20 protein-coding genes are annotated in these 21,690 nt (G+C 62.4%); 15 read left to right on the plus strand and 5 right to left on the minus strand.

Annotated features, from left to right (window positions below):
- Positions 1-116 precede the first annotated feature (116 nt).
- From EMB92_RS09145 to EMB92_RS09170, 6 genes are all read left to right on the plus strand, one after another.
- Entirely contained in the window at positions 117-1,496 is a 1,380-nt protein-coding gene (locus tag EMB92_RS09145; RefSeq protein WP_223847670.1) for an LLM class flavin-dependent oxidoreductase, read from the plus strand.
- A 256-nt stretch (positions 1,497-1,752) separates the two neighbouring features.
- Positions 1,753-2,781 carry an aliphatic sulfonate ABC transporter substrate-binding protein gene (locus tag EMB92_RS09150; protein WP_150394637.1) on the plus strand — a complete coding sequence of 343 codons (1,029 nt, stop codon included), beginning with the start codon at positions 1,753-1,755 and terminating at the stop codon, positions 2,779-2,781.
- Between the two features lie 71 nt (positions 2,782-2,852).
- Positions 2,853-3,776 (plus strand): ABC transporter permease, encoded by a 924-nt coding sequence (locus EMB92_RS09155; protein ID WP_150394638.1) that lies wholly within the window; start codon positions 2,853-2,855, stop codon positions 3,774-3,776.
- 6 nt (positions 3,777-3,782) lie between these two features.
- Positions 3,783-4,529 carry an ABC transporter ATP-binding protein gene (locus tag EMB92_RS09160; RefSeq protein ID WP_150394639.1) on the plus strand — a complete coding sequence of 249 codons (747 nt, stop codon included), beginning with the start codon at positions 3,783-3,785 and terminating at the stop codon, positions 4,527-4,529.
- Positions 4,530-4,907: 378 nt separating this feature from the next.
- Positions 4,908-6,401, plus strand: a complete 1,494-nt coding sequence (locus EMB92_RS09165) for a YeiH family protein (RefSeq protein WP_223847671.1) — start codon at positions 4,908-4,910, stop codon at positions 6,399-6,401.
- A 111-nt stretch (positions 6,402-6,512) separates the two neighbouring features.
- On the plus strand, positions 6,513-6,902 hold the full coding sequence (locus EMB92_RS09170; protein WP_150394641.1) for a hypothetical protein: 390 nt from the start codon (positions 6,513-6,515) through the stop codon (positions 6,900-6,902).
- Here EMB92_RS09170 and EMB92_RS09175 read toward each other — a convergent pair.
- Positions 6,899-7,720 (minus strand): uroporphyrinogen-III synthase, encoded by an 822-nt coding sequence (locus EMB92_RS09175; RefSeq protein ID WP_190973641.1) that lies wholly within the window; start codon positions 7,718-7,720, stop codon positions 6,899-6,901. The genes EMB92_RS09170 and EMB92_RS09175 overlap by 4 nt on opposite strands.
- Positions 7,721-7,841: 121 nt before the next feature.
- Between EMB92_RS09175 and cobA the strand changes: the two genes are divergently transcribed.
- Positions 7,842-8,567 carry a uroporphyrinogen-III C-methyltransferase gene (cobA, locus tag EMB92_RS09180; protein WP_150394643.1) on the plus strand — a complete coding sequence of 242 codons (726 nt, stop codon included), beginning with the start codon at positions 7,842-7,844 and terminating at the stop codon, positions 8,565-8,567.
- Between the two features lie 145 nt (positions 8,568-8,712).
- Complete coding sequence (locus EMB92_RS09185; protein WP_223847672.1) at positions 8,713-9,273, plus strand: precorrin-2 dehydrogenase/sirohydrochlorin ferrochelatase family protein; 561 nt, start codon at positions 8,713-8,715, stop codon at positions 9,271-9,273.
- A gap of 19 nt (positions 9,274-9,292) precedes the next feature.
- Here the strand turns inward: EMB92_RS09185 and EMB92_RS09190 are convergent, their stop codons facing one another.
- The 3 genes from EMB92_RS09190 to EMB92_RS09200 form a co-directional block, all read right to left on the minus strand.
- Positions 9,293-10,999: an ABC transporter substrate-binding protein gene (locus EMB92_RS09190; protein WP_150394644.1), complete on the minus strand. Its 1,707-nt coding sequence runs from the start codon at positions 10,997-10,999 to the stop codon at positions 9,293-9,295.
- A 226-nt stretch (positions 11,000-11,225) separates the two neighbouring features.
- The gene (hemC, locus tag EMB92_RS09195; protein ID WP_150394645.1) at positions 11,226-12,302 is read right to left on the minus strand and encodes a hydroxymethylbilane synthase; all 1,077 of its coding nucleotides are present in this window, start codon (positions 12,300-12,302) and stop codon (positions 11,226-11,228) included.
- Positions 12,303-12,332: 30 nt separating this feature from the next.
- Entirely contained in the window at positions 12,333-12,821 is a 489-nt protein-coding gene (locus EMB92_RS09200; RefSeq protein WP_150394646.1) for a DUF4235 domain-containing protein, read from the minus strand.
- A gap of 227 nt (positions 12,822-13,048) precedes the next feature.
- On the opposite strand from EMB92_RS09200, the gene EMB92_RS09205 reads away from it, so the two are divergent.
- Both EMB92_RS09205 and EMB92_RS09210 read left to right on the plus strand, forming a co-directional pair.
- Complete coding sequence (locus tag EMB92_RS09205; protein WP_043166055.1) at positions 13,049-13,759, plus strand: histidine phosphatase family protein; 711 nt, start codon at positions 13,049-13,051, stop codon at positions 13,757-13,759.
- Positions 13,760-14,156: 397 nt separating this feature from the next.
- Positions 14,157-15,485 (plus strand): ABC transporter substrate-binding protein, encoded by a 1,329-nt coding sequence (locus EMB92_RS09210; RefSeq protein ID WP_150394647.1) that lies wholly within the window; start codon positions 14,157-14,159, stop codon positions 15,483-15,485.
- A gap of 112 nt (positions 15,486-15,597) precedes the next feature.
- Here EMB92_RS09210 and EMB92_RS09215 read toward each other — a convergent pair whose 3' ends face one another.
- Positions 15,598-16,614 (minus strand): LacI family DNA-binding transcriptional regulator, encoded by a 1,017-nt coding sequence (locus EMB92_RS09215; protein ID WP_150394648.1) that lies wholly within the window; start codon positions 16,612-16,614, stop codon positions 15,598-15,600.
- A 486-nt stretch (positions 16,615-17,100) separates the two neighbouring features.
- On the opposite strand from EMB92_RS09215, the gene EMB92_RS09220 reads away from it, so the two are divergent.
- The 5 genes from EMB92_RS09220 (at position 17,101) to EMB92_RS09240 (ending at position 21,391) form a co-directional block, all read left to right on the plus strand.
- Positions 17,101-17,955, plus strand: a complete 855-nt coding sequence (locus EMB92_RS09220; protein ID WP_150394649.1) for a carbohydrate ABC transporter permease — start codon at positions 17,101-17,103, stop codon at positions 17,953-17,955.
- Positions 17,955-18,794: a carbohydrate ABC transporter permease gene (locus EMB92_RS09225; RefSeq protein WP_043166062.1), complete on the plus strand. Its 840-nt coding sequence runs from the start codon at positions 17,955-17,957 to the stop codon at positions 18,792-18,794. Before EMB92_RS09220 ends, EMB92_RS09225 begins: the two co-directional genes overlap by 1 nt.
- A gap of 1,277 nt (positions 18,795-20,071) precedes the next feature.
- Entirely contained in the window at positions 20,072-20,629 is a 558-nt protein-coding gene (locus tag EMB92_RS09230) for a hypothetical protein (protein WP_150394650.1), read from the plus strand.
- Positions 20,630-20,716: 87 nt separating this feature from the next.
- Positions 20,717-21,016: a hypothetical protein gene (locus EMB92_RS09235; RefSeq protein ID WP_150394651.1), complete on the plus strand. Its 300-nt coding sequence runs from the start codon at positions 20,717-20,719 to the stop codon at positions 21,014-21,016.
- A gap of 171 nt (positions 21,017-21,187) precedes the next feature.
- Entirely contained in the window at positions 21,188-21,391 is a 204-nt protein-coding gene (locus EMB92_RS09240; protein WP_150394652.1) for a hypothetical protein, read from the plus strand.
- Positions 21,392-21,690 lie beyond the last annotated feature (299 nt).

Consider the following 21,690-nt stretch of genomic DNA (forward strand, 5'->3'; position numbering starts at 1 on the left):
TAATGGGATATCGGCCGCGAGCCGTCATGAGTCATGGCGGCGGATCGGGGAAGACGGCCGTTCATCGGCGCGATCACGCGCACGCGATCATACGTTCACACGAAAGGTGGCAACAGGTGGGGGACTCCGCACGTCAGATTCATTTCAACGGCTTCGTCAAGGACTGCGTGGGGCACCAGTCCTCGGGCATGTGGCGCTATCCGGGCGATCGCTCGGCGGACTACACCAAGCTCGATCACTGGATCGAACTGGCCCGACTGTTCGAGCGGGGCAGGTTCGACGCGATGTTCATCGCCGATCTGGTCGGCTATTTCGACGTGTACGGCGGCAACGTGGATTCCGCGCTGCGCACCGCCTCCCAGCTACCGATCAACGATCCGACCACGCTGGTCTCCGCGATGGCGGCCGCCACGCACGATCTGGGATTCGGCGTGACCGCCGGCGTCTTCTACGAGCACCCGTACACGTTCGCCCGGCGCATGAGCTCGCTCGATCACATCACGAACGGCCGCGTCGGCTGGAACGTGGTGACCGGATATCTGCCCTCCGCCCTGCGCAACATGGGCCAGCAGGACATTCCGCACGACAAGCGCTACGACTACGCCGACGAGTACATCGAAGTGCTCTACAAGCTCTGGGAGGGTTCGTGGGAGGATGACGCCGTCGTCAGGGACAAGGCCCACGACGTGTACGCCGACCCGGCGAAGGTGCATCCGATCAACCATCACGGCGAGTTCTTCGACGTGCCCGGCATCCACCTGTGCGAACCGTCGCCGCAGCGTACGCCGGTCATCTTCCAGGCGGGCGGATCGCCGCGCGGCATCCGCTTCGCCGCCGAGAACGCCGAGGCGATCTTCGTGACCGGTCCGACGCCGGAACTGGTCGCCCCGACCGTCAGGCAGATCCGCGATTCGCTCGAGGCCGCCGGACGCGGCCGATACGATGCGCGCATCTTCATGATGCTCACCGCGATCACCGCCAACACCGAGCAGGAGGCGTGGGACAAGTACCACGATTACGAGCGGTACGCCTCCACCGAGGGCGCGCTGACGCTGTACTCGGGCTGGATCGGCACCGACCTGTCGAAGTACGATCTCGACCAGCCGCTGGACGACATCGAATCGAACGCCATTCAGTCGACCGCCGCGAACATGCAGAAGGTGACCGGCGACGACGGCAAGCGATGGACGGTGCGCGACATCGCCATCAGGCGCGCCATCGGCGGCAACAGCCCGGTAGTGGTCGGCTCCGGCGAGCAGGTGGCCGACGAGCTGCAGCGCATCGTCGACCTCACCGACGTGGACGGCTTCAATCTCGCCTACGTGACCAATCCGGGCACGTTCGAGGACATCATCGACTACGTGGTGCCGATCCTGCAGGAGCGCGGCGTCTACCAGACCGACTACGCGCCCGGCACGCTGCGCAACAAGCTGTTCGGCGCAGGCGATTATCTCAAGCCCACCCATCCGGGATACCGGTACAAGGTCTCGAAGTGAGGCATGGGCGCGACCGTCGTAATCGTTCGTAATCGTTCGTAATCGGCCGGATTCCAAGGGCTGATAAGGGGTTCAAGATTTTAGGTCTAGTCAATATCCCGGTTTTGGCCCGTCGTGGCATTGCGGATGCGCGATACTGGAGGCTACGCGTGGTCAGGTTGGGATTTGACCGCGGCGTAATCCACATTTTCAGAACAATCGTGAGCCGTCACGGCTCGAACACAACACATAAACACATATCGGGGGAACAAGGGGAATGAACGCATCCACGAGATCATCGCTGGCAGGCAGGGTCATCAAAGCGGCGGCCACGGCGGTCGCTCTGGTCATGACGCTGGCCGCCTGCTCGAGTCCGAGCGCGCTGATCGCCAACGCGAACGACAAGTCGAAGGGCAGCAACAGCGGCAGCACCACGACCGTGCGCATCGCCGCACAGCCGTACCCGCTGTATTCCGACATCTGGGTCGCCTACGAAGAGGGGTATCTGAAGGAGGAGCTCGCCAAGGCCAAGGCCAGCTTCACGTGGGATTCGTTCAAGAGCGGCCCGCTGGTCAACGAGGCGGTCGCCGCCGGCAACGCGGACGTCGGCTACATGGCCGACCTGCCGGCGATCATCGCCAAGTCGACCGGCCAGGACATCAGCATCGTCTCCAACGTGGCCTACGGCGAGAAGGCGCTGGCCGTGCTGGTGCCGAAGGATTCGCCGATCAAGACGGTCGCCGACCTCAAGGGGAAGAAGGTCGGATACGCCGTCGGATCCTACGCCGAGCACCTGCTCGCCCTGCTGCTGAGCAAGGACGGTCTGACCCTCAACGACGTCACCTCCGCGAACCTGTCGGCCGACGATCAGGTCGCCGCCCTGCAGAACAAGAGCGTCGACGCGATCGTCATCTGGGAGCAGTACATCACCAAGCTCGAGGATGACGGCACGGCCCGCGTGCTGGCGGACGGCACCGGCATCAAGCGCGGCAACATGATCACGTACTTCACCACCGACTACGCCAAGCAGCATCCCGAGGTGGTCAAGGCGTACAACCGCGCCGTCCAGCGTGGCGCCGACCTCATCAACAAGGATCCGGACAAGGCCGCCGCCGCGGTCTCCAAGGACTTCGGCGTGAGCGCCGACCAGCTCAAGAAGATCTGGACCCGTCTGACGTTCACGACCAAGCTCGAATCCGCGGACATCGACGCGATCAAGCAGGTCGAGGACTTCGCCTGGAAGAACGGCATCCTCAAGTCCGAGGTCGACGTCGACAAACTGATCGACACCAGCTATCAGAACTGACTGCTCTCCTCCCCGCGAAGCGGGACTGAGGGGTAGTCAACAGATCGCAATGAACGAAAGGTGGAAGTGCAATGGTGGAGAAGGTAATCGCCGGGCTGCCGGCATGGGTGCGCGGACGTTCCGAGCGTCCGGCGCGTCCGAACGCCGTCGGTGAGGTCGTGAGCGGCAAGACGGCACAGACCGGGGCCGTCGGGACGGCCGCAAAGACGGCCGTTCGCAGACGACGCAAGGCGTCGACGCTCGGACTGACCGGCATCTCGGGATGGCTGCTGTACTTGGTGCTGCCCGTCGCCATCGTGGCCCTGTGGTCGCTGTACGGCTCGGCCGGTCAGACGCAGTCCTACTCCATGGTCACTCCCCAGCAGATCGTCGCCGCCGCGGTCGAATACGCCACCGACGGCGAACTGCTCATCAACATTCTGGTGAGCTTCACGCGCGTCCTCGAAGGATTCCTCGTGGCGCTCGCCGCGGCCGCCGTACTGGGCGTCGCCGCCGGCATCTCTCGCAGGTTCGAGCGCTTCATCGACCTGGTCATGCAGGTTCTGCGCCCGATTCCGGGCATCGCGTGGATCCCGCTGGCGATCCTGTGGTTCGGCATCGGCGAGAACTCGAAGATCTACATCATCTTCATCGGCGCGTTCTTCCCGATGTTCGTCAACATCGTCGACGGCATCAAGGGCATCGACAAGCGATACTTCGAACTGGGAGAGGTGTACGAGATCCCGAAGTGGCGGTTCATCCGTCAGGTGGTGATCCCCGCGGCCCTGCCGCAGATCCTCACCGGCATCCGCCTCGGCCTGTCCGGCGCGTGGATCTGCGTGGTCGCCGCCGAGATGATCGGCGCGACCTCCGGCGTGGGCTTCATGCTTTCCGACGGCCGTTCGATGTCCCGCCCGGACGTGGTGATCCTCGCCATGCTCCTCATCGGCGTGATCGGCAAGCTCATGGACGACGTCGTCGAATGGCAGCGTCGACGCATCGTCAAGTGGCTGTGAGCGTGTATGACTGACGACATCATCGACATCCGCCACCTCACCAAGGTGTTCCACACCGACAACGGTGACGTGGAGGCGCTGCACGACGTGACGCTCAACTTCCCGAGAGGCGGATTCACGTCGATCATCGGACCGTCCGGCTGCGGCAAATCCACGCTGCTGCGCATCATCGGCGGACTCGACACCGACTACGACGGCGAGGCCCTGATGGACGGCGAGCCGATCCCCGGACCGGGACGCGACAAGGGCTTCGTGTTCCAGGATCATCGCCTCCTGCCATGGCTGTCGGTGCGAGAGAACATCCGCTTCGCCCTGCCGCCCGAACACAAGAAGGACGACGCGCTGATCCAGTCGAACATCGATCTGGTGGGACTGACCGGCTTCGAGGACGCGCTACCCAAGCAGCTGTCCGGCGGCATGTCGCAGCGCGTCGCCATCGCGCGTGCGCTCGCCAACCGGCCGAAGATCCTGCTGCTCGACGAGCCGTTCGGCGCTCTGGACGCGATCACCAAGATCAAACTGCAGGACCAGCTGCTGCGCATCTGGCAGAGCGAGCACATCACGATGGTGATCGTCACCCACGATATCGATGAGGCCGTGTATCTGGGGCAGACCGTGGTCGTGATGAAGCCGCATCCTGGCGAGATCAAGCGCGTCGAGCACGTTGACTTGGGCTGGCCGCGTCAGCGCATCGGCGAGGCGTTCAACACCGCCAAGGATTCGATCTACCAGGAGTTCTTCGCCGCCAACTGACTTATATTCGGCTCCCCTTGTCAGGGGAGCTGGCCTACGAAGTAGGTCTGAGGGGTAGTCCGGTGAGCAGTAATAATGGTTTTACAATTCACTCGACAGATTATCGAGTGAATATCCAGTTATTTCTGACATGCGGGCATGCCGCTATTGATTCCTTCGATAGCGACATGCCCGTTTTTGCTGTAATGGCGAGCTTGCCGATGCCGGAATCGCCCGCTTAGAATCAAATCAACACGGCGCAGTCAAGCGCATCGGAACCATGTGAGAGGGATGTCGGGGGACATCCGGAACCGATACGGGGGCGGTCGGCGAACCCAGCCGGCTGACGGGCAGGTGCCGTGGCAATCACCATTCGAAAAAGCAGAGGGGAAGCATCTCGTGACCGCATCAACCGTACCGTCGACCGCCGCAGCGGCGGCGACGCAGCAAACGCAGAAAAGCAAAGTGAAGGAAGCCGTTCCGGCCGCCTCCGAAGGCAACAGGATCCTCGGCAGCGAGGACTGGTGGGCCGTGTTCATCGGCCTCGGCATCGTCGTGCTCGGCTTCGTGCTGTGGGCGGCGGGCAGCTCGCTCAACCTGTTCGCGGCGAAGATCCCGGGCTGGGGAACCTGGTCGTTCCTGTTCGGCGGCGGCGACGTGACCAAGAACGGCGTCACCACGCATGCGGCCGGCCTCGCGGGACGCTGGCCGAACATCGTCCTGCTGTTCGCCCTGTTCGCGGTGGTCTTCGGACTCGCCGCCTACTTCCTCAAGCTCAAGGTCTCCGCCTTCCTCGGCGGATTCCTCGCGCTGTTCATCCTGAGCTTCGCGGTCAACGTGTTCAGCACCTCGAAGTTCGCCTCCTCGTACAACCTCGAGGTGCCGCTCGTCGCGCTGGTCATCGGCCTGATCATCGGCAACATCGTCAACGCGGAAGGCTTCTTCGGTGGCGCGCTGCGCACCGAGCTATACGTGAAGGTCGGCATCGTCCTGCTCGGCGCCACGCTGCCGTTCACCACGATCCTGTCCGCCGGCCCGGTCGCGTTCCTGCAGGCCACGTTCATCGCCGTCTCCACGTTCCTCGTCATCTACTTCGTCGCCTCGAAGGGCTTCGGCCTCGACAAGCGATTCGCCGCGACGCTCGGCGCGGGCGGCTCGATCTGCGGCGTGTCCGCCGGCATCGCGGTCGGTTCCGCCGTCAAGAGCCGCAAGGAGCACGTCTCCGCGGTGATCTCCATCGTCGTGGTCTGGGCGATCATCTCCATCTTCCTGCTCACGGGCCTGTCCAAGGCGTTCGGCCTGCCCGACGGCGTGGCCGGCGCGTGGATCGGCACCTCCGAGTTCGCCGACGCGGCCGGCGTGACCGCCGCCTCCAGCTTCGGCGAGCAGGGCATCGCGGCCTTCACCCTGATGAAGGTCGTCGGCCGTGACATCTTCATCGGCGTGTGGTGCCTGATCCTGGCGTTCATCGCCATCACGTACTGGGATCGTCAGGACCGCGTTGCCGAGGCCAAGGCCGCCGGCAAGGACGTGAACGCGCTGCCCAAGCAGAAGCTCGACGTCTCCCAGATCTGGCACCGCTTCCCGAAGTTCGTCATCGGCTTCTTCGTCGCCTCGATCTTCCTGACCATCGTCATCGCCACAGCCGGTGCGGGCTCCTCCGCGAGCATCAGCAACGATCTGATCGCGCCGGTCAAGGAGCTGCGTACGTGGGCGTTCACGTTCACGTTCCTCTCCATCGGCCTGACGACCCGATTCAAGCAGCTGTCCTCGCTCGGCTGGAAGCCGATCGCCGCCTTCAGCATCGGCGCCGTGGTCAACATCATCCTCGGCTTCATCCTGTCCGCAGTGCTGCTGCCCGGCTTCTGGTCCACCATCTCCGTCGCCGCCTGACGTTCGGCCTCAATCAACCAACCAACCAAACGGCACCGGGAGCTTCTCCGGATTCTTCCGGACAGGCCCCGGTGCCGTTTCCACATCTTCCAAATCCCGTAAGGAGCCCACATGTCCTTCACTGATCTGCTTGCGCGTCCGCGCGAGGCCGATACCTCCGGCACCACCTCCGATTCCGGTCTGCCCGTCGTGTGGCATGTGATCGTCGACATCCCGTTCGCGAACTGGACGCTGCGCCGCACCGGCGTCACGTTGGAGGACGCCGCCGAGGATCTACGCCTGCGCTCGGCCCGACTGGCCCGCGCGCAGGCGGTGCTCGCCACGTTGCGCCGCGTCAGCGGCTCCGACGACTGGCAGGTGTCGATCACACAGCACGGCATCCGTGCCGAACGCGATGGCGAACCCTTCGAACGTCTCGATCAGGAGCTCGCCGACGCCGGTTTCACCGCCGACGACTTCATCGTCCACGTCGAATACGCCCGTTCTTGGGGCATGCTCTAGTCCACAAGCAGGCGTTCGATGGCCGTCTGGAGGACATTGTCACGCGAACCGGGAGACACTGCCAAGCCTCCGTCGGCTTCGATCGCTGCGGTGGTGCTCGGGCCGAGCGTGTAGTACACGGGATTCACCGTAAAACACTGCGGAATCCGCTGCATGATGGACCGCAGCCGGCGGTAGGCTGAGGGGCTCGTCACGAGGATCCGGTTGATGCGGCGGTTATGGTCCGGCTGCCTTGCGTTGCCGGGATCATCGGCGTCCTCGGTGCGATTCGGCCCATGCGTAAGCGCCGTGTCGATCGCTTCGCATGCACGTGATTCGCATTCGTCATCCCAATAATTCTCATAGATCTGCACTCGCTCAACGTCATCCGGCAGCGCGCTGTGCGCCACGGACAGCGAACCGCACAGATGCACCGCATGCCGGTAGCGCATCCCGGCGAGCAGCGCTGCGACTCCACGCTGGTTCTCCTCCGGCGGAGTGAGGATGGTCACCTTCGTGGTGGCGGTGCCGGCTGATTGCGCGACTGCGGCCATACGGGCGCTCAGCAGAAGCAGCGTGGGGGAGCGGAGTACGGCATCGAGCCACTCGGGGTGGGCTAGGTAGGTGCTCAGCGCGAAACCGCTGGTGATCACGATGACGTCCGCATCGCGGATCGCGCGCAGGCCGGCGTCGCCCGGATCCACGGCGCGCAGTTCCTTGAGCGGACAGTACACGGGTGCCGCGGCCGAGGCGGCCGCCAGTCGACGCTGCTGTTCCCGATCGACCCGCCGTTGTTCGATGGTGAGCAGGATCGATCCCGATGCCGATGAGTCATGCACAATGATGATGATACGTTTGCGGATGCGTCGATATATGTCGCATACGGCGATCGGTGAGACGGATGGCGCATGAGCCCGCCCAGACACGACTGGACACGACGGAAAGAAGGGGTACAAGGCGATGAGCGATGGATTGGTGTCGTTGGTGGGGGCCGGCCCGGGCAGCGTGGACCTGCTGACCCTGCGCGGCAAGGACCGCATCGAGAAGGCCGACGTGATCGTCTACGACCGCCTCGTTAACCCCGAACTGCTCGATCTTGCCAGACCCGACGCGCAGCGCATCGACGTGGGCAAGTCCGCGCATCATCACCCGGTCAAGCAGCGCGAGATCAACGATCTGCTCGCGCGTCTCGCCAAGGAGGGCAAGCGCGTGGTTCGGCTCAAGTCGGGCGATCCGTTCGTGTTCGGCCGCGGCGGTGAGGAGCGCGAATACCTCAAGTCGCAGGGCGTCGAGGTGGAGGTCGTGCCCGGCATCACCAGCGCGATCGCCGGCCCGGCGGCGGTCGGCATCCCGGTCACGCATCGCGATTACGCGTCGAGCTTCCACGTGATCGCCGGACATCGCAAGCGCGAGGGGCATGAACTTGACTGGAACAACATCGCCCACATGGAGGGCACGCTCGTGTTCCTGATGGGCATGGAGTCGCTGGGACGCATCGTCGAGAATCTCGTCGCTAACGGCATGCCGGACACGACGCCGGTCGCCGTGATCCAGTGGGCCACGCGCGCGGACCAGCGCGCCGTGGGCGGCGACCTCGCGACCATCGAGCGACAGGTGGAGGAGGCCGGACTCGGTGCCCCCGCCCTCATCGTCGTAGGCGGAGTCGCCTCCCTCCTCGACGCGTAAATCGCCGTTACCTCCGGCCGAGGGGGCTGTCAGCGAAGCTGACTGGGGGAGAGGTTGCTATGCGTAATCGCCACGGCGACGCGTGACTACACTTGGGAATCGTTGTGGGATGTATCGATATACAAACGAAACGAGTGTGGGAACAATGACTACTGCGAACGCGAACGATAACGCAACCATGAACGCGGCCAATGCGGCCAACGCGGCCAACGACGAGGACGAGCCGCTCACCGCTCCGGGTACGAGCCCGTACCCGGTCGACCTGCGCGTCGCCGGCGAGCCGGCCGTCGTGATCGGCGGCGGCAGGGTCGCGACCCGCAAGGTCACGCACCTGCTCAACGCCGGCGCGAAGGTCACGGTAATCAGTCCGGAGCTGGACGAGGCGCTCGCCGATCGCGCGAAGAATGGCGAGATCGCCTGGCAGGCCAAGGACTACGAGACCGGCGATCTGGCCGACGCCCGCGTGGTCATCGCCTGCACCGACGATCCGGCCGTGAACCACCAGGTGGTGGCGGACGCCAAGCCCGGCCAGCTGGTCAACAACACCGCCGACCCGCAGGAATCGGACTTCTTCAACGTGGCGGTCATCGAGCAGGGCAAGCTGATCGTGACCGTCTCCAGCAAGGGCGTCGACCCGGCGCTGGTGCGCCGCGTCAAGCAGCGTCTGGCGGGCGTCCTGCCGGATCTGCTCGCCGGCGAGGAGTGATCAACCGGATCGGATCAGGTCACTTCCGCTCGAGCGACGGGTAGCGCAGCACGAAGTTCGTGTCCATCACCACGCCGCTGATGTCGCCGCCGGTCACCGACTGGGACACGCTCTGCAGCAGCGGCAGGATCGGCAGATCCTTCGCCGCCACCTGCTGCACCTGCTTGATCGTGTCGAGTCGCTGCGATTCGTCGGTCTGACCGGCCTGCGCCTTGAGCAGCGAGGCCACCTGGGGGTTCTCGTACCCGTTGCTCACGAATCCGTCCGGGGCGAAGTACGGCGTCAGATAGTCGGACGGATCCGGGTAATCGGGCGCCCAGCCGATCTGATAGGCGGGGAAGTCGCCGTCCTGCGAGTCGGTGACGACACGCTGCTTCGAATACTGCACCCATTCGGTCTGCTGCACGTTCACGGAGAACAGTCCGCCGTCCTCCAGCTGCGTCTTGATCGCCGCGTACTCGTCGGCGGACGACGGTCCGTAATGGTCCGTGTTGTACTGGATGTTGAGTTTGACCGGCGTCGTGACGCCAGCATCGGCCAGTGTCTTGCGCGCCTTGTCGACGTCCGGCTTGCCCGATCCGTCGCCGTACGCGCCGGTGAGCGTGTCGACGAACCCGGCCTGTCCCGCGGGGATGAACGAGTACAGGGGCTTGTACGTGCCCTGATACACGTTCGTCGCGAGCGCCGAGCGGTCGACCAGATCCGCGACCGCCTGACGCACCGCCTTCGCCTTGTCCGCGTTGGCGTCGGCCTGCTTCGACCCGAACGGCTGGGTGCGCAGGTTGAATACGAGATAGCGTCCGCCGCCGCCGTTGCCGGTGACGACCTTGAGCTTGTCGTTCTTCTTCAGATCGGTGATGTCCGTGGGGGTGAGCGAACGGTACGCCACGTCCACGTCGCCCTGCTGCACGGCCAGTTTGAGGTTCGACGAATCCGCGTAGTAGCGGGTCGTCACCTGCTTGTTGTGCGCCGGTTCGATGCCCTGATAGTCGGCGTTGCGCACGAACAGCGCGTGGTCGTTGCTCTTGTATTCCCTGAGCGAGTAGGCGCCGCTGAACCCGTTGTCCTTGACGACCTCGTCGTCGGTGGCGAGCTTGTCCTTCGGATACGCTTGCTCGTCGACGATGCCGGAGGCGGTCATGCTGAGCACCGGCTTCAGCGTCACGTCGTCCTTCACCGAGGTCGTGAAGACGACGGTGGTCGGGTCGGGCGCGTCCACGTCGGTGATGTTCGCGAACACCGACACCGGACCGTTCTCGGAGTTGATCTCCTTGATGCGGTCGATACTGAACTTCACGTCGCTGCTGGTCAGGGCGTGGCCGTTGGTGAATTTGAGACTCGACTTGAGCTTGACGGTGAACTGCGTGCCGTCCGCGTTCCAGGTGCCGTTGTCCGCCGCGAGATTCGGCACGATGTCGGCCTTGCCGTCATGTTGTGCGAACAGCGGCGCGTAGATCTGATACGCGGTCTGGATCGAACCGAGTTCGGAGATGCCTGCCGGGTCGAGGCTGACGACCTTGTCGGTCGTGCCGACGGTGATGGCGGAGGCCTGTCCGGTGGCCTCCGACGAACCCGTCGTATCGCCGGCCCCCGCACCGGACGCGCCCGATCCCGCGCCGTTCGTCGTCCCGCCGCACGCCGCGAGTCCCGTGATCAGCAACGCCGCGATCGCGCCGGTTGCGATGTGCCGCACCGCGTTACGGCGCACATCATGATGTGATGACATACTTCCCCCTACCCCCTCTGATTTGGTGTTGATCTCTCCATGCACGGGTATGAGCGCGGTCATACGCCCCCAGCGCGCCCATATCTCAACTGTACCCGTTGCCGATCGCCGAACGTGCATCTCCGATCACTATCGCTCGGTTTTGGCTATTCCAAAATTCGATAACCGGCTCAACCCGGGTGGGGCGAGTCGGGGGAAGGGGAGAGGCGGGTGGTTGGAAACTGGGCTATAGCGGGGAGCCTGCGGAGTGCAGGTCGCGGATGACGGAGGCGATGAGCTCCTCGGGCGCGGTACCGGTACGCTGGGTGGCGGTTCCGTCAGTCGCTCCGATGACCATCTCGACGGCATGGCCGGCGGTCGACTCGGTGGCTGCGGCTGTAGCCGTGGCGCGGTAGACGCGCGAGCCGTCGGGCGTGGCGACCATCGCGTCGAGGGTCAGGGGAGCGCCTGTGGTTCCTGACACGGCACGGCCATCCGTCGAAGCTGTGGGATGTTCCGACACGTCATGCAATGGCGTCCGTGGTGTCTGTGGTGTCTGTGGTGTCCGTCGTGCGTACGCGCCGATGGGCAGTGTGCAGTTGCCGCCGATCGCGCGCATGAACCCGCGCTCGAGCGTCACCGCCTCGCGTGTCGGCGCATCATCGATCCGTGCGAGCAGTTCCCGCGTCGTCTCGTCATCGGCGCGGCACTCGACCGCCATCGCACCCTGCCCCGCGGCCGGCAGCAGCACGTTGCGCAGCGAAAGTCGATGGAGTCCGGTCGTGTCCGGTTCGAGGCGATTGAGCCCGGCTTCGGCGAGGACGATCGCGTCGAGATGTTCCGTCGCGATCTTGCGGATGCGGGTGTCGATGTTGCCTCGGATCGGCACGATCTCGAGATCCGGGCGCAGATGCAGCAGCTGCGCCTGACGCCGCTGGCTGTTCGTGCCCACTCGCGCGCCGGCCGGCAGGTCGCTGATCGAGCGCAACGGCTCCGGGCCAATCAGGCAATCGAACGGCGAATCGCGTACCGGTGTGCAGCCGATCGTCAGACCCTCCGGCAGCTGCGGTTGCACGTCCTTGAGACTGTGCGCGGCGAAGTCGATGGTGCCGTCCTCGAGTTCACGTTCGATCTCCTTGACGAACACGCCCTTGCCGCCGATGACGTGCAGGCTGGACGTGCGGTCGCGATCGCCCTGTGTGACGATCGGCACCACCTGAAATTCGACGCCGGGCGCATGGGCGCGCAGCATCCCGATGACGAGCTCGGTCTGGCGCATGGCCAGACGGCTGGTGCGGGTGCCTACCTTGAATGTCGTGATCATGGAATGGGTGGAGGATGAAGGGATGTCGGATCACCTGCCGGACTTGCGGGCCTTGCGCTGATGGCGGTGGTCGACGAACGCCTTCGATCCCCGGTCGGACAGCTGCGAGACGATCGCGCCGAACGCGGCCGAGACGGCGGCGAAGACGAGGCTGGAGACGAATCCCTGCGGCGCGTCGGCGGCGAGCCCGCGCGCGAGGTTGCGTTTGCTGGTTCCCCGATCCCAAAGCATCTGGAACGCCTTGCCGGCCACGAGGCCGACCACGGACGGGAACGCCCACTTGAAGAGTTTGTCGCCCAGCGAATCGGGGTCGTTCAGTCTGCGTTCGCGCATGTCGTTCACCTTTTCGTCGATGCGGTGCAATGCCTCGATGGCCTCGTCGGCCGAGGAGTAGTCGGAGCCGGCGTCGGCACCTGTGCGGGCGGCGTGGGCGGCGGCGTGCCGGCCGGTGCCGGAGGTCCCGCCGGTGGAGTCCCCCGTGCCGGTGCCGTGCGTCTCATCGTTCAGCGTCTCGCTCATAGCGTCCAGTCTAGTGTCTCGCCTGCCGCACCGCGCACACTCAGGCGTGAGGTGATACCAGTAAGTTTCGCTGCCTTGAACTACCCCTCAGTCCCGCTGCGCGGGCCAGCTCCCCTGACAAGGGGAGCCGAGTATTGGCTAACGGGGCGCAAAGTGGGTGGTGGATGTTATGGCGACTCGACGAACCGCGGTGGAGCCGGGAGCGTTCACGGGCTAGAGTGGGAGTCATGAGCGAACACACTACTGACGGCACTGTGGCCGTCGACGCCCGCGGCGGGGCCGGTTTCCTGGTGCTGCTGCGTCATGGACAGACCGCATGGAGCGAATCGGGCCAGCACACCGGACGCACGGACATCCCCCTGACCGAGGTCGGCCGCGAACAGGCGCGCGCGGCAGGCGAGAGGCTGCGCGCCGCGTTTCCCGGCGGATTCGACGCGGGATGCGTCTTCTCGAGTCCGCTGATCCGCGCGCGGCAGACCGCGGAATTGGCGGGATTCCCCGATCACGGCGTGCTGGACGGCATCGCTGAGTGGGATTACGGCGGGGCCGAGGGCCGCACGCGCAAGCAGGTGTGCGAGGCGAGCGGCTTCCAGTGGGACGTGTGGCGCGACGGCCCGCAGTCGCTGCCCGAATCGCTGCAGGGCGATTGGGACGAAACGCTGCCGAGCGGCGTGACGGTGCCGGTGCACGCCGGCCCCGGCGAGACGGTCGACGAGGCCGCGACCCGCGCGCGCGGCGCGATCGAGGAGGTGACGCCGCTGCTCGAGGCCGGCCACAACGTGCTGCTCGTCGCCCACGCGCACATCCTGCGCATCCTGACCTCCCAGTGGCTCGGCGTCGACCCGCACTTCGCGAGGCTCCTGCGCCTCGACACGGCCCATTACTCGATCCTGAGCCGCTACAAGGGCGACAACGTCATCGAGCGCTGGAACTGCTAGCGACCGTATCGCGATTGCCCGAGTGACAGGGAGAGGCTGGCTTTAGGCCATCACCGGCACTGCAAACGATAGGCACGGCGTGTCGCGCGATCATGCGCAAACGCGCCGTGCCTATCGTTTTTGATACCAAAATCGATGTGAGCGCTCTCATCGTTGCGAACGCTTGCATTAGAAGCGATCACAACAATCGCCGGAATCACGCGGTTTTATAGACAGATAACGACGATGTGTCATTTCTGACGCAATGAAACACCCCGAATTCTGCCATCGTTTGCAAAAACGGCGAACATGCGTCATAATGAATCGCGTCGGAACAAACTTCGAGGCGCCAAAGCCGACGCCACCAACCCCGGTCGGCCACACCGTCCGAGGAGCAACAAGGAAAGAGAAAGGTTCGATGATGAATCGCACACTGAAGTCGACGATCAGCATGGTCGCCATCGCAGCAATGTCCATCGGAGCGCTCGCCGCGTGCGGCTCCAGCACGTCGGGTGACGACGCCAAGGGCAAGGTCTACTACCTCAACTTCAAGCCGGAGGCGGCCGACCAGTGGACCGCGCTCGCCAAGGAGTACACCAAGGAGACCGGCACCGAGGTCAAGGTGCAGACCGCCGCGTCCAACACCTACGAGCAGACCCTGAAGTCGGAGATCGCCAAGACGGAGGCGCCGACCCTGTTCCAGGTCAACGGTCCGGTCGGCTACCAGAACTGGAAGCGCTACACCGCCGACCTGTCCGGCACCGACGTGTACAAGGAGCTCACCAACCAGGACGTGGCCCTGAAGGACGGCGACAAGGTCGTCGGCGTGCCGTACGTGATGGAGACCTACGGCATCATCTACAACAAGGACATCCTCAACAAGTACTTCGCGCTCGACGGCGCCAAGGCGAAGTCCGTCGACGAGATCGACAACTTCGACACCCTGAAGGCCGTCGCCGACGACATGCAGGCGCGCAAGGACGAGCTCGGCATCAAGGGCGCGTTCACCTCCGCCGGCTTCGACTCCAGTTCCGACTGGCGCTTCAAGACCCACCTCGCCAACCTGCCGCTCTACTACGAGTTCCAGAAGGACAAGGTCACCGAGCAGCCGGCCACGATCAAGGGCACGTACCTGCCGAACTACAAGAAGATCTTCGACCTGTACATCACCGACTCCACCACAGACCGCACGCAGCTGAGCGCCAAGACCGGCGATGACGCCAACTCCGAGTTCGCGCTCGGCGAGGCCGCCTTCTACCAGAACGGCACCTGGGCGTGGACCGATCTCGAGAAGGCCGGCATGAAGGCCGAGTCCGTGGGCATGATGCCGATCTACACCGGCGTCAAGGGCGAGGAGAAGCAGGGTCTCGCCACCGGCTCCGAGAACTACTGGTGCATCAACGACAAGGCGTCCGACGCCGACAAGAAGGCCACCGAGGACTTCCTCAAGTGGGTCATCACCTCCGACACCGGCAAGAAGGCCCTCTCCGAGGACATGGGCTTCACCACCCCGTTCAAGACCTTCGATGACGTCAAGTTCGACAACCCGCTGACCGAGGCCGCCGTCGAGGACCAGAAGTCCGGCAAGACGCAGGTCAGCTGGAACTTCACGATGATGCCGTCCGAGGAGTGGAAGAACAAGCTTGGTCAGGCGCTGCTCGAGTACGCGCAGGGCACCGGCGACTGGAACGCCGTCAAGACCGCGTTCGTCGACGGCTGGGCCTCCGAGTACTCCGCGACCCACTGATCGTCTCTGATCCTGATTCCTAACTTGATGCCCCGATGACGGCCGTTCTCCTCCTCGGCCCGTCACCGGGGCATCGTCATGTCCGGGCTGATGAGCCGGGCGGCCCGTCGATTCAGCGCCGGCTCGCGGTGCTCGATCGCACCACCAGCTGTGCCGGCACCTTGCGCAACGGCTCCCTCACCTCGCGCCCGTTGATGAGGTCCATCGTCATGCGGGCGGCCGCGCGGGCCATCTCGACCGGGTCCTGACGGATCGTCGTCAGCCCGATGTCCGCGGTGTAGAAGCTGTCGTCGTAGCCGATCAGCGACACGTCGCCCGGCACGGACAGCCCGTTGCGTTCGAGCTGGAACATGAGCGGCAGGGCGATGCCGTCCTCCTGGCACGCGATCGCCGTCGGCATCGTGCCGAGGCTCATCAGCTGCGTCACCACGTCGCCGATCTGGTAGTGTCCGTCGGCGTCGACCTTGCACACGATGACCTGCGGCTCGATGCCCTCGCGCCGGCAGCAGTCCATGAACACGTCGAACCGGCCCCGCACCGAGAAGCTCAGCGAGATGTCGCGGTCCGTGCTGATGTACGCGATGTCACGATGCCCGAGGTTCATCAGGTGACGCGCGGCCAGCGTCGAACCCTGCTCGTCGTCGATGTTGACCGCCGCCGCGAACCCGTGGGCCGACGACTCCGCCGTGTTGATGCCGATGATCGGCACGTCCACGCTGGCCAGCTGTCTGGTCTCCTCGTCGTCGATGTCGAACGAGACGACGATCACCGCGTCCGCGTTGCGGCGCACCGGCAGCATTTCGAAGAACTCGCGGCGTTCCTCGATCGAGGAGATCTGGAAGATCGAGATGTCATAGCCCTCCGCGTGGAAGACGTCGTTCAGCCCTTCGATCACAGAGGCGGTGAACCACAGGCGGATATGGCCGCTCATCAGCACGGCGACGCGCAGCGCACGCCCGGACTTCAGCGCCGCGGCCGAGCGGGAGAGCGAGAAGTTGAGCTGGCCGGCCATCGCCAGCACGCGCTCGCGGGTCTTCGCCGAGACCAGATCGGGCCGCGTGAAGGACCGCGACACCGTCGAAATGGAGACGCCCGCCGCCTTGGCGACGTCCTGGATGCTGCTGCTCATGAAACCACCTTGTCGTTCGGATGTGTGGGGCGCCGTACGTCAGCCGGAGCGTGCCGGCCGCCGGAGCGTGCCGGCCGCCGGAGCGTGCCGGCCGATCGCGCCGGACGCCCGGTCGCCGCACTTGCTGTACGTTGACTGCGTGCTTGCTGCGCTTACTGCAAAGACTTCCCGCGTAGGAAAACCGCGTATCGACCAGCTTACACGGCGCAGACCGTCGACTCGCGATGACGACGATTGCATTACAAACGTTTGCAAAAACAGGTCAGAATAGGGGAAATCGCAAAAAATAGCCAATACATAGCGATGAATGACTATTGCTGGGGTGATTGGTGGGGGAGTGCGAAACGCCGCAAATGACAACGTTTGACATCGCGGCGCCGTGCGGTTACGATGTCACTACAACAACGGATTCGTTCGCCGGCCGCGAGTCGGCGGAAGTCGTGGCACGCAGCGGTGCGCGGCGCTCAAGGAGGAGGATTATCCATCATGGTTAGCATGGCCGGCAAGGCGATACGGAAGTGGTGGGCGCTATTCGCGCTACCCACGTTCGCCGCGTTCATCATCGGGTTCGTGGTGCCCTTCATCATGGGCGTCTACCTGAGCTTCTGCGAGTTCACCACCGTGACCGACGGCGAGTTCGTCGGCCTCAAGAACTACGTCAAGGCGATCGGCGACAAGGAGTTCCTGCACGCGCTCGGCTTCTCCACCGCATTCACGATCGTCACCACGATCGTCATCAACGTGGTCGCGTTCTTCATCGCGTACATGCTCACGAAGGCGATCAAGGGGTCGACGATCTTCCGCTCGGTGTTTTTCATGCCGAACCTGATCGGCGGCATCATTCTGGGCTACATCTGGCTGCTGTTGCTCAACGGCATCCTCGCGCACTGGTCGCGCGCCCTGACCTACTCCGCCACGTACGGCTTCTGGGGCTTGGTCATCCTCGTGTGCTGGCAGCAGATCGGCTACATGATGATCATCTACATCGCCGGCATGCAGGCCCTGCCCACGGACGTGCTCGAGGCCGCGCAGGTGGACGGCGCGAGCGGCACGCAGACGATGTTCAAGATCATCATCCCGCTGATGATGCCCTCGATCACCGTGTGCTCCTTCCTGACCGTGACCAACGGCTTCAAGCTCTACGACCAGAACCTCGCCCTGACCAACGGCGCCCCGAGCAACATGTCCGAGGGCCTCGCGATGAACATCACCCGCACGTTCTACGGCCGCATGGGCTGGGAGGGCGTCGGCCAGGCGAAGGCCGTCCTGTTCTTCATCCTGGTGGCGGTCATCGCGCTCATCCAGAACAAGCTCACGACAAGCAAGGAGGTGGCGGCCTGATGAACGCCGACAAGGTCAAGCACGGAGGGCTCTGGACTGCCCTGTTCACCGTCGTCTCGCTGGCATGGGTCTTCCCGATCGTGCTGGTGGTCATCAACTCGTTCAAGCAGAAGGCGTACATCTCGAAGAACGCCTTCTCCCTGCCCGCCGGCAAGGCGTTCGTCGGATTCGAGAACTACGTGCGCGGCGTGGAGACCACCGACTTCTTCGCGAGCTTCGGATGGACGCTGCTCATCACCGTCGGATCGGTGTTGCTGATCCTCGTGTGCACGTCGATGTGCGCGTGGTGGATCGTGCGCGTCAACAACTGGGCCGCCAAGTTGCTGTACACGCTGTTCCTGTTCAACATGATCGTGCCGTTCCAGATGGTCATGTTCACGCTCTCCAAGATCGCCGACATGCTGAAGCTCAACACCCCGTGGGGCCTGTGCATCGTGTACCTCGGCTTCGGCGCCGGCCTCGCGGTGTTCATCTTCACCGGTGTGATCAAGGGCATCCCGGTCGAGCTGGAGGAGTCCGCGATGATCGACGGCGCGTCCGTGCCGCGCATCTTCTTCCAGATCGTCGTGCCGATCATGAAGCCGTCGATCGTGTCCGTCGCGATCCTCGAGGCCATGTGGATCTGGAACGACTACCTCCTGCCGTACCTGACCCTCGACCTCGGCAAGTACAAGACGATCTCGGTCGCCGTGCAGTACCTCAAGGGCGGCTACGGCTCGGTCGACATGGGCGCCATGATGGCCTGCCTGGTCCTCGCGATCATCCCCATCATCATCTTCTACCTCATCTGCCAAAAGTACATCGTCAAGGGTGTTATGGCTGGTGCCGTTAAGGGATGATGACTCGTGTCATCATCCCTTGGGTGGAAGCCCGGTGGGCTTCCACCAGGTGCCAGGCCGAGGGCTGTTGGGTCCGAGACCGGGTTTGGGTCCGCCCGTAGGGTGGTCCGTGGTTGCGGGGCCGGAGGAGGTGCCGTTAAGGGATGATGACTCGTGTCATCATCCCTTGGGTGGAAGCCCGGTGGGCTTCCATCAGGTGCCAGGCCGAGGTGCGGCAGCGCCGAGGCTGGTGTTGGGTCTCGCCGTGAGGCGGGTCCGTTGTTCTGGAGGGAGCGGTGAAGGGCTGAAAGCCATGACCTCCGTCGGTGTGGCCGTACGTTGATTGGGGCTAATGGCGAACAGCCCCCAGAGAACGTACTGTGGCCGTGCGTCAGCGTACGCTCCCTGTGGCTAAATCCGTGTTACCCCGTGTTTTCGTATGTTGACCACAGGCAGGCGTACGAAAACACGGGGTAACACGATTATCATCCCGGGCAACGTACGCTGAGCGCAGTCAAGCGTACGTTGCCCGTGTGCAGTCAGTTTATTGCCACGGTCTTCGTACTCCTCGCTCCATCGGGCCCCCATCAGGACTCCATCGGGGTTCCATCGGGTTCCCGACGGGAACCCATCGGGAACCCCGGGATATGTAAGAACCGTGGTAATCACAATGGGCCTCCTCCGGGGCCGTTTTCCATCAGAACAGACGGTGTACTGGTGGGGAAGGGACTCGGAGGAGGCCCATACGTATGCCGTTAGCGTCCTTCAGTTACTGCCAAGATCCGGACACTCACGCGCTTTGTGCCGCACGTTCCCCGGCAGCGGCAAAACCGGTGTGACGGGAAACGGACGCTCGTTCGGCGTCAGCGCTCGATGCCGTACTCCATGTACGCGTAGTTATCGAAGAAGCGGTCGTCGTCGCGATCGGTGCTCGAATGGTGGATGTTGTTCTCCTGCATGATGGGCTCCTTTCACCCGTATTGCACTGTTGACTATGGTCTACCGCTCTGTTGTGTCGCCTGTGTATGCCTCCGGAAAACGGCGGATGAACTCGTGCGGAACGCTGGTTGCGATGTACGTTGCGGAGGATGGGAGCTTCTGCCGGGATGGGGTGGGATCCGGAATCGTGATGACGAGGTGTGGCGTTGAGGACGGCACGTGAGCGCATGAGAGAGGGCCGTTGCAGTTTTCTGCATCGCCGTCCGGAGACCATGTCTGTGGCGTATAGCATCGGCGTTGATGGCCGGACGTGATAGTCGATCCGGTCGTCTGATGCTTTATCGACAGAAAGGAGAATCATGAAGGTCGGGATGCGACGAGTGCATGTGCTATCCGCCATCATGGCCGTGATGGCATTGCTGGTTGGAATGGTCCTTGCGGGGAACGCCCATGCGAGCACCGATGCAGATGAGTACATTCACATCGGCAATGTGAAGGTGGCGCGCTCGCTGGGGGTGACTACTGAGGCTCAGCTTCAGCAGCGTTACAGCGAGGGCTATCTGAGCGTCGATTTCAACGAGAAGGCGGAGATCACTGCGATAAGGCCGCTGAACGCCGAAGAAATGAAGGAGATGCAGCTGACCGAGAATCAGCCTGGTGTAGTAAACGAGACACGTGTTCCTTGCCACGCTTCTGATGTCTGCCTTACCTTCCAAAATGGATCAAAGCGAGGCTTCTACGGAACCGGCATACGGGCGGGCAACTGGAGAAATGTCGCGTCGTCGAATTCTGGGAAATGGTACGCTAAGTATCGCATCGTTTACAAAGGCGGTAGTTATGATACGCCGGTAGTGCCTCCACATACCAGAGGGGATCATAAGGGGAATACTATTTCGAAAGTTACTATTATACAATAACTATTGTATAATAGCGCGTATAGTTCTCAGGGATATTCTGACATGGTCAAGTGTTAGGGTATCCCAAAGATCCGAAAGTGGGTGTCAATGAATTCTAATAAGAGACGATTGGCGGTTCTGTTTATTCTGGCAATTGTATCTCTTATGGGTTCATGTCTGTATAATTATATTGATAGTACAGCGTATATAGTTATTGATAATGTAAAAGTTGCTCGATCAATGAAGATCAAGAGTAAAAATCAATTGGAATCAAGAATTAAATTAGGGTATATCGATGTTGTTTTTAATGAGAAGGCTGAAATAGATGTTGTTCGTCCGTTGCCGTCTATAGAAGATGCTGGTCCGCAAGGTTCTTGTTCAGTGTATTATCGCTGGGTTTGTGGATAATAATGTGTATGAGGTTGGCTTTTTCAAGCATTACAAATAATTAATGCAGTTTTCTGCAATCGCATAAAACAAATATGAGAGTACTAGATAATATGTTATTGTCAGAATAAGAAAGGAAGAAAAATGAACAAACTTATACGACTAATAGTTTCTGTATTTACCATTATGTCAATGGCAATACTGATGCCTCAGGCCGCTCTTGCGTATGATGGTCAGTTTAATAAAGACAAAGAAAATGGGCATAATTCAACAGTTTGTCGTTTGTGTGGTGATTCGAATAATGGAATCAGTGAAAAGGGAACAAGGCCGCCGTTCCAATTGATTGGAGCGGTAAAAGATATATCAGGGGGTAAGACGTATTCTTTCAGTGGGTAGTTGCCGGGGATATTATACAGCAATTATAGGTTTAAAGGCAAAACGTCATACATGCTTAAAATGACAAAAGTGACTCAGCCGGTTACGATAAGAATTACAAAGTACATTAAGGCTGATGATTTGCATAATCCTACAGTTGCTTCGTTTACAGCATATACGAGTGGGGCAGTGCTGGGATTCAGTGCATCAAAAACAAGTGATCAATTCTATATTGAGTTTTCTTCAGACTATGACAGTACATTTGCGGGTTATGTGAAATAACTTGGATTATTGTGCAGGAGAAACGAAAGATCTCCTGC

Source organism: Bifidobacterium callitrichos (genome assembly GCF_008698085.1).
GTDB lineage: Bacteria > Actinomycetota > Actinomycetes > Actinomycetales > Bifidobacteriaceae > Bifidobacterium > Bifidobacterium callitrichos.

Excerpts from the sequence above, each read along its gene's own strand:
- EMB92_RS09210 (WP_150394647.1), top strand. The coding sequence starts at position 14,157 with ATGATGAATCGCACACTGAAGTCGACGATCAGCATGGTCGCCATCGCA.
- EMB92_RS09150 (WP_150394637.1), top strand. The coding sequence starts at position 1,753 with ATGAACGCATCCACGAGATCATCGCTGGCAGGCAGGGTCATCAAAGCG.
- EMB92_RS09225 (WP_043166062.1), top strand. The coding sequence starts at position 17,955 with ATGAACGCCGACAAGGTCAAGCACGGAGGGCTCTGGACTGCCCTGTTC.
- EMB92_RS09155 (WP_150394638.1), top strand. The coding sequence starts at position 2,853 with ATGGTGGAGAAGGTAATCGCCGGGCTGCCGGCATGGGTGCGCGGACGT.
- EMB92_RS09190 (WP_150394644.1), bottom strand. The coding sequence starts at position 10,999 with ATGTCATCACATCATGATGTGCGCCGTAACGCGGTGCGGCACATCGCA.
- EMB92_RS09205 (WP_043166055.1), top strand. The coding sequence starts at position 13,049 with ATGAGCGAACACACTACTGACGGCACTGTGGCCGTCGACGCCCGCGGC.
- EMB92_RS09200 (WP_150394646.1), bottom strand. The coding sequence starts at position 12,821 with ATGAGCGAGACGCTGAACGATGAGACGCACGGCACCGGCACGGGGGAC.
- EMB92_RS09220 (WP_150394649.1), top strand. The coding sequence starts at position 17,101 with ATGGTTAGCATGGCCGGCAAGGCGATACGGAAGTGGTGGGCGCTATTC.
- EMB92_RS09185 (WP_223847672.1), top strand. The coding sequence starts at position 8,713 with ATGACTACTGCGAACGCGAACGATAACGCAACCATGAACGCGGCCAAT.
- EMB92_RS09170 (WP_150394641.1), top strand. The coding sequence starts at position 6,513 with ATGTCCTTCACTGATCTGCTTGCGCGTCCGCGCGAGGCCGATACCTCC.
- hemC (WP_150394645.1), bottom strand. The coding sequence starts at position 12,302 with ATGATCACGACATTCAAGGTAGGCACCCGCACCAGCCGTCTGGCCATG.
- EMB92_RS09230 (WP_150394650.1), top strand. The coding sequence starts at position 20,072 with ATGAAGGTCGGGATGCGACGAGTGCATGTGCTATCCGCCATCATGGCC.
- EMB92_RS09215 (WP_150394648.1), bottom strand. The coding sequence starts at position 16,614 with ATGAGCAGCAGCATCCAGGACGTCGCCAAGGCGGCGGGCGTCTCCATT.
- cobA (WP_150394643.1), top strand. The coding sequence starts at position 7,842 with ATGAGCGATGGATTGGTGTCGTTGGTGGGGGCCGGCCCGGGCAGCGTG.
- EMB92_RS09160 (WP_150394639.1), top strand. The coding sequence starts at position 3,783 with ATGACTGACGACATCATCGACATCCGCCACCTCACCAAGGTGTTCCAC.
- EMB92_RS09235 (WP_150394651.1), top strand. The coding sequence starts at position 20,717 with ATGAATTCTAATAAGAGACGATTGGCGGTTCTGTTTATTCTGGCAATT.
- EMB92_RS09240 (WP_150394652.1), top strand. The coding sequence starts at position 21,188 with ATGGCAATACTGATGCCTCAGGCCGCTCTTGCGTATGATGGTCAGTTT.